This window comes from Streptomyces sp. ISL-43 (assembly GCF_018614195.1).
GTDB lineage: Bacteria > Actinomycetota > Actinomycetes > Streptomycetales > Streptomycetaceae > Streptomyces.
Genome location: NZ_JAGGOT010000015.1, coordinates 1 through 5,182 on the forward strand (window position 1 = coordinate 1; position 5,182 = coordinate 5,182).

Annotated in this window: 6 protein-coding genes and 1 pseudogene; 3 read left to right on the forward strand and 4 right to left on the reverse strand. The window is 67.3% G+C overall.

Features of this window, described 5'->3' with window-relative positions; genetic code table 11:
- Nucleotides 1–2: 2 nt before the first annotated feature.
- On the reverse strand, nucleotides 3–314 hold the full coding sequence (locus J7F03_RS10325) for a hypothetical protein (protein ID WP_214948400.1): 312 nt from the start codon (nucleotides 312–314) through the stop codon (nucleotides 3–5).
- A pseudogene (locus J7F03_RS10330) lies at nucleotides 311–1,230 on the reverse strand (hypothetical protein). The gene J7F03_RS10325 and the pseudogene J7F03_RS10330 overlap by 4 nt, the downstream one beginning before the upstream one ends.
- 568 nt (nucleotides 1,231–1,798) lie before the next feature.
- On the opposite strand from J7F03_RS10330, the gene J7F03_RS10335 reads away from it, so the two are divergent.
- The 3 genes from J7F03_RS10335 (at nucleotide 1,799) to J7F03_RS10345 (ending at nucleotide 3,876) form a co-directional block, all read left to right on the forward strand.
- The gene (locus J7F03_RS10335; protein ID WP_214948401.1) at nucleotides 1,799–2,074 is read left to right on the forward strand and encodes a helix-turn-helix domain-containing protein; all 276 of its coding nucleotides are present in this window, start codon (nucleotides 1,799–1,801) and stop codon (nucleotides 2,072–2,074) included.
- A gap of 117 nt (nucleotides 2,075–2,191) precedes the next feature.
- Nucleotides 2,192–2,563 carry an AlpA family transcriptional regulator gene (locus J7F03_RS10340; RefSeq protein WP_214948402.1) on the forward strand — a complete coding sequence of 124 codons (372 nt, stop codon included), beginning with the start codon at nucleotides 2,192–2,194 and terminating at the stop codon, nucleotides 2,561–2,563.
- 182 nt (nucleotides 2,564–2,745) lie between these two features.
- The gene (locus J7F03_RS10345) at nucleotides 2,746–3,876 is read left to right on the forward strand and encodes a site-specific integrase (RefSeq protein WP_251071708.1); all 1,131 of its coding nucleotides are present in this window, start codon (nucleotides 2,746–2,748) and stop codon (nucleotides 3,874–3,876) included.
- Here the strand turns inward: J7F03_RS10345 and J7F03_RS10350 are convergent.
- Entirely contained in the window at nucleotides 3,861–4,445 is a 585-nt protein-coding gene (locus J7F03_RS10350) for a hypothetical protein (protein ID WP_214948404.1), read from the reverse strand. The two genes, J7F03_RS10345 and J7F03_RS10350, sit on opposite strands and share 16 nt — an antisense overlap.
- Nucleotides 4,446–4,622: 177 nt before the next feature.
- Nucleotides 4,623–5,153: an SMI1/KNR4 family protein gene (locus J7F03_RS10355; RefSeq protein WP_214948405.1), complete on the reverse strand. Its 531-nt coding sequence runs from the start codon at nucleotides 5,151–5,153 to the stop codon at nucleotides 4,623–4,625.
- Between the last annotated feature and the right edge of the window lie 29 nt (nucleotides 5,154–5,182).

Sequence of the window (5,182 nt, forward strand, 5' to 3'; positions counted from 1 at the left end):
GCTCAAGCCCCGTTGATAACGGTGGGCCCGGCGATCAGCAGCGAGGGGCCGTAGGCGATGCCCCGGGTACCGGCCGGCCCGTTCCGCCCGGCGCAGGTGACCGCCTCCACCCAGCCCCGGACTTCGGGTTGCGTGGCGAGTGCCTCGCGGTAGCGGGGCGGGATGCGGCGGGCGGCGAGTTCCAGGGCGGTCACCGGTTCCGCAATGGGCCCGGCGGGTGCGGTGTCGGGGTCGATGCCCTTGGCAGCGAGGATGGCCTGGAGACGGGCTACCAGGGCGCCAGCACGCTGGGGTTCGCGGGTCGCGGTGGTCACAGCTGGCCTCCGTAAGCGGCTTCGGCGTCAACGGGGTTGGTGTACGGCTGAGAGACCCGGCGGGCGCCAGCGGCGGCCTGGGGCGGGTTCATGGCCTCGTTGACCAGGCTGGGCAGCACGCTCGGGTGGAGGCTCTTGACGCGCATGCGCTCGACCCCGGCTCGGACGTGCTCCGGGTCGATGCCTTCGCGCAGCAGTTTGCTCATCTCCCGGCCGACATGGCCCAGAACGCTCTCCGGGGACGCTTCCCGCACGCGGCGGCGTACTCGCCGACCAGCTGCTGGGTCGTGACGGTCTGGGGTGGGGTGGGGGCGCTCGCGCCTCCCAACGGAGATCCTAGATCCATGATCCTAGGTCCTAGATCCGGACCGTGAGGGCTCGGCGCAGGCTCCCGCATCTCCCCATGATGCTGCACGGAGGGCTCACTGAACCCGTCCTGACCTGCGGATACGGGGATCATCGGAGCGGCATGAGGTGTGGGTGCGAGCTCCGGGGCGGGCGCCTGATGGTGCACGGACGCCTCACGGAGCCCTCCCTGCGCCAGCGGTGAAGTCAGGGGTACCCGGCCGCCATCGTGGTAGGGGCAGTTCGGGTGCCGGACACCGCTGGGGCGGTTGACCTTCTGGTGCTTGGAGAAGGTCACGATGTGCAGGTATCGCTTGCCGTCCTCGCCCTCGTACCGGCAGATGAGTTCATTGCCGGCGAGCTGGGTGAGGTCGTCCTCGACCTCGATCGGTCCGTGTTCGGGTCGTAGGGACCACAAGAGGCCTGCGATGACGGCGGACTGGTCACGGAACCGGCCGTGGTCGTCGGCCTGGGTGAGCAGACCGAAGAACGTCCGCTCCGCGGTGATGCTGACGGCGGCCAGCGATTCGGAGCTGAAGGCTTCCGGCTTGATGGTGCGGATGCGTGCCATGCCTATCGCCCCGCCTTCGCCTGCGGCTGGGACGGCGACGCCGGGGTGGGCGCGGGTGTGCGGACGGCTGCTTCGGCCGTACTGTTGGGCATAGACGTTCCTCAGATCCGTTCAGGAGTGGGCGGTTTGGACAAGGGACTCCCATCGGCTCTCGGCGCTGCAACGCCGGGAGCCGATTCCTTTGTCAGGGGTGCTTGGCCAAGACAGCCACACCCAGCCCGCGCAAGTCCAGCGAATCAGCACTGGAAAAGCGTCAGAGCGCATCGCTGATCGCGAACGTCTTCACAGTAAGGGCGAATCCCCGGTTGACCAAAAAGTCGACGGCGTAGGGAGAGCGGCGAAGATCGCACCCCGAAATCCATTGACCGGGGTAGGAGAGGCGATCTATGTTTCCGCCGCCCGGAGTCGCTGATGGTGTGCGGACCTCTGTGGTCCGAGATGGGTCGTAGTTCCGCAATGGCCGCCTATGCGGGAATCGGCAGTTCGTTCTCCGCGAAACGGGCCCCAAAGTCCCATGTCTGGGCTTCCGCGATTACGTGAACCTGGGAAGCCGAGCTACAACAGACGCATGCCCCGACGAGCTACGGAAATCGGTCCCGCCGGAGAACGGACCGCCCACGCTATCGAGCACCTGCGCACCTCGCGCGGGTTCGCCCAGCGCGAGCTCGCTGCCCGTGTCACCGAGCTCGGCCACCCCATGACCAACACCATGCTGTCCCGCATCGAATGCACCCGCCGGCGCTGCGACGTGGACGACCTCGTCGCCATTGCGGCCGCCCTCGGTGTCTCCCCACTTGCCTTGCTCCAGCCCGCGATGCAGGGGTCCGGGGTGGGTGTGCGGTGACGCCGCCCCGGCTTATACCCGACGATCCCCGGTCAGCCAAACCGGGGATTCTCCAGACCATAGAAGTAGTCCGCTCCACCTGCCTGACAGCAAGCGGGGGCGGGCTCGTCATGCCCGATGTCCGTCGCCGCAGGTTGTCGACGGAAGACCCCGAAGGTTCGATACGTGCGAAGTGTTGCTCGTGACAGTGAATTGCTGGCGAATGCCCCTACGTCTCCCCGTGTGTCGCCGCTGGGGAGGGGTTTTCTGAACGTGCGTGAAGCTGCCGAATACCTGGGGCTGTCGCCCTGCACCCTTTACGTGTGGCGGCACCGTCGCCAAGGTCCGCCGAGTTTTCGGATGGGGCGGAGCGGACGGGTGATGTACCGGATCGAAACACTTGACGAGTGGATCCGGGGACAGGAGCAGGCGGACTCCCGTAGCAATACCTCCCTAAGCCCGGTGAATGCCGCCCCGCAGCATCGCGCCGGGTATCCGACCACAGCCTGACGGATCTACCCGGCCTTACTGCCCTACGCTCAACCCTAACCCCGAGGAATTCTTTGGCTGGCTATATCGAAGACCGTTGGATCAAAAAGAAGAAGGATCCCGTCACAGGGAAGCGTGAGCGTACGACCCGTTACGGCAAGGGGTCCCGATATCGTGTCGCTGGAATCCCTGGCGTCCGGGACATGTCGTTCGACGTGCTGGAGGACGCCAAGGGGTGGCTCCGGCGGTCTGGCACCGACAGCGAACGAGGCGAGTTCGTCGACCCGCGCGACGGCTCCATCACCTTGACGGACTTCGTCACGCGCCACTGGCGCGCCGGCGTTCGCGGCGCGCCCGGCACGGTCAAACGAGTTGACGAGCGCGTACGACTCCACATCCTTCCGCACCTCGGTGCGGTGGCGCTGCGCGACGTGTCGGCGACCGTCCTGCGCGGCTACATAGCCACGCTCGAAGGCGAGTGCTCTCCGCGGTACGCCAGGCAGATCCTTACCTCGCTGTCGAACATCTTCGAGACCGCGATCGACGACAAGCGCCTCGTCCGCAACCCGATGCGGGCCAAGACGGTGCGTTGGCCGAAGGCCCCCGACGAGGATCGTGACGCGTGGCCGCTGGCAACGGCACAGAGGGTGCGGGACGTCATCAATCCTCGCTACCGGATCGCGGTCGTCGTCGCGCTGGGGTGTGGGCTGCGCCAGGGCGAGGTTTTCGGGCTGTCGCCGAGGGACATCGACTTCGAACGCGGTGTCATCCGAGTGCGCAGGCAGGTGCGACTCCTCTCCGGGCGCCTCTACTTCGCCCTGCCCAAGGGTGGCAAGACGTGCATCGTCGACATGCCCCGGTCGGTGGCCACGGAACTGGCCGCATACTTCCTCGACCATCCGGCGGTCGACGTCGAGCTTCCCTGGGGCGGACCGGAGCCCGACCGGGAGAAGCAGAGCTTCCCGCTCGTCCTCACGACGACGTACGGCAACGCCATCCGCGCCAACGTCTTCAACGACGAGGCCTGGAAGCCGGCCCTCGCCGTGGCCGGAGTCATTCCCGTACGGGAGAAGGGTGCGCGGTGGAAGGCTTCACGCAGGGACGGCTTCCACGTGCTCCGGCACACTTACGCCTCGGTCCTCCTCGAAGCGGGCGAGTCCATTGTCACGCTCGCCCGGTGGCTCGGTCACTCAAGTCCGACCATCACCCTGGACCACTATGCCCACTTCATGCCCGAGGCCGGCGGCAAGGGTCGCGCGGCCATCGACGCACTGCTCGGCACGGTGCCCGAGTACGTACCGGAGTCCCTGGTCTCCTCTCACGGCCGCATCTGAGATCCCGTACCGAGGGAGGTTGCCTGCGCCCGGGAATGTTCCAGCCCCGCCGTCACCTCTGCCTGGTCCGGACCGTCCTCGGTCGCCAGTAGTTCCCCGGCCGTAACCATGGCTGCCCAGAACTCTGGAGGTGAGCCCCGCCCGTCACGGAACCGCGTTTTCTCGAAGAGCAGGAAGATCTTCGTGAGCTCCCCGGTACGAAACCAGGGGATCATGCCGCCAGGAAAGCCTCCACGGGCGCACGCGGCAGTCCACAACAGATCGCGGATCCGCTCACCGCGACCGTCCAGCACCCGGTCCACGACGAACACATGCCCACAGGCGAGAAACATGGCGACGAGGTCTTCCTCTCCCGCCTCGAACTCGTCGAAGAGGGGCCGAACCTCACGGATCCGGACTTCGGCGTCCGGCCGGGGCGCTCCCAGGGCCAGACATAGGGCCAACGCGCAGGCGTCCCACTCACCGGTGCGCGCGGCCAGTTCGGCGAAGACCTCCTCCTCGCCCTGTCCGGTGGCCAGCATCTCGCGAGCCTCCAGAACCAGCGCGTCCTCGCCTTCCCCATGATTCATGGCCAGAGGCTACAGCGATGCTCGAACGCGACAGAGGGGCGTGGTGACTTGAGTGAGCGGCCCCGATTCCCCTGCCGTGGGGACCGTGCCGAAGCGGCGAGTTCGGCGGTGATCACTCGCGTCCGATTGAGGTTTGTCCAGGGATTCCGGCCGGTCGTGCGGGTGGCGACGCTGGGTTCAGCGGCAGAGCTCCATGATGGTGTCGTCGAAGTCGGGGAACTCCTGGGCCGCCAGCTCGATCACGGCTGCCGCCGACCGGCTCTGGTGCGGTGCGAATCCTTCGGCGATGGCTGCCAACTCCGGATTGGGGTGCGCGTTCCAGTCGGGCTCGTACGAGGTGGCGGCTTCCCAGGGGCCGAAGCCGTCGGCCAGTAGCCACAGGAAGTCGCCCAGGTCGCGGGCGACGACACCGGTCTCGCCCTCGGACCCGAGGAAGACACCGGGCTGCTCGGCCAGTGGCCGGCCCGGGCGGATGAGCCAGATCGCCGCGTACCCGCCCGAGCCGTCCTGTCCGAACACGCGGAAGTCCCTGCCGTCCAGTTCGCGGTTCCCGGTCCATGCCTGGAACCAGTCGGCGGTCTCGGCATCGGACAGGAAGGCCGGGAAGGGCTCGAAGCCGACCCCGTTCTTCCCGTCGGCGTAGTCGAATCGAACGGCCATCGCACCGGCAAGTGCGGCGGGGAACTGTCGATCATCGGTGGGCGTCACGGGGACAGGCTAGTGCTGCTCCGCGGAAG

Excerpts from the sequence above, each read along its gene's own strand:
- J7F03_RS10335 (WP_214948401.1), top strand. The coding sequence starts at position 1,799 with ATGCCCCGACGAGCTACGGAAATCGGTCCCGCCGGAGAACGGACCGCC.
- J7F03_RS10340 (WP_214948402.1), top strand. The coding sequence starts at position 2,192 with ATGTCCGTCGCCGCAGGTTGTCGACGGAAGACCCCGAAGGTTCGATAC.
- J7F03_RS10345 (WP_251071708.1), top strand. The coding sequence starts at position 2,746 with ATGTCGTTCGACGTGCTGGAGGACGCCAAGGGGTGGCTCCGGCGGTCT.
- J7F03_RS10350 (WP_214948404.1), bottom strand. The coding sequence starts at position 4,445 with ATGAATCATGGGGAAGGCGAGGACGCGCTGGTTCTGGAGGCTCGCGAG.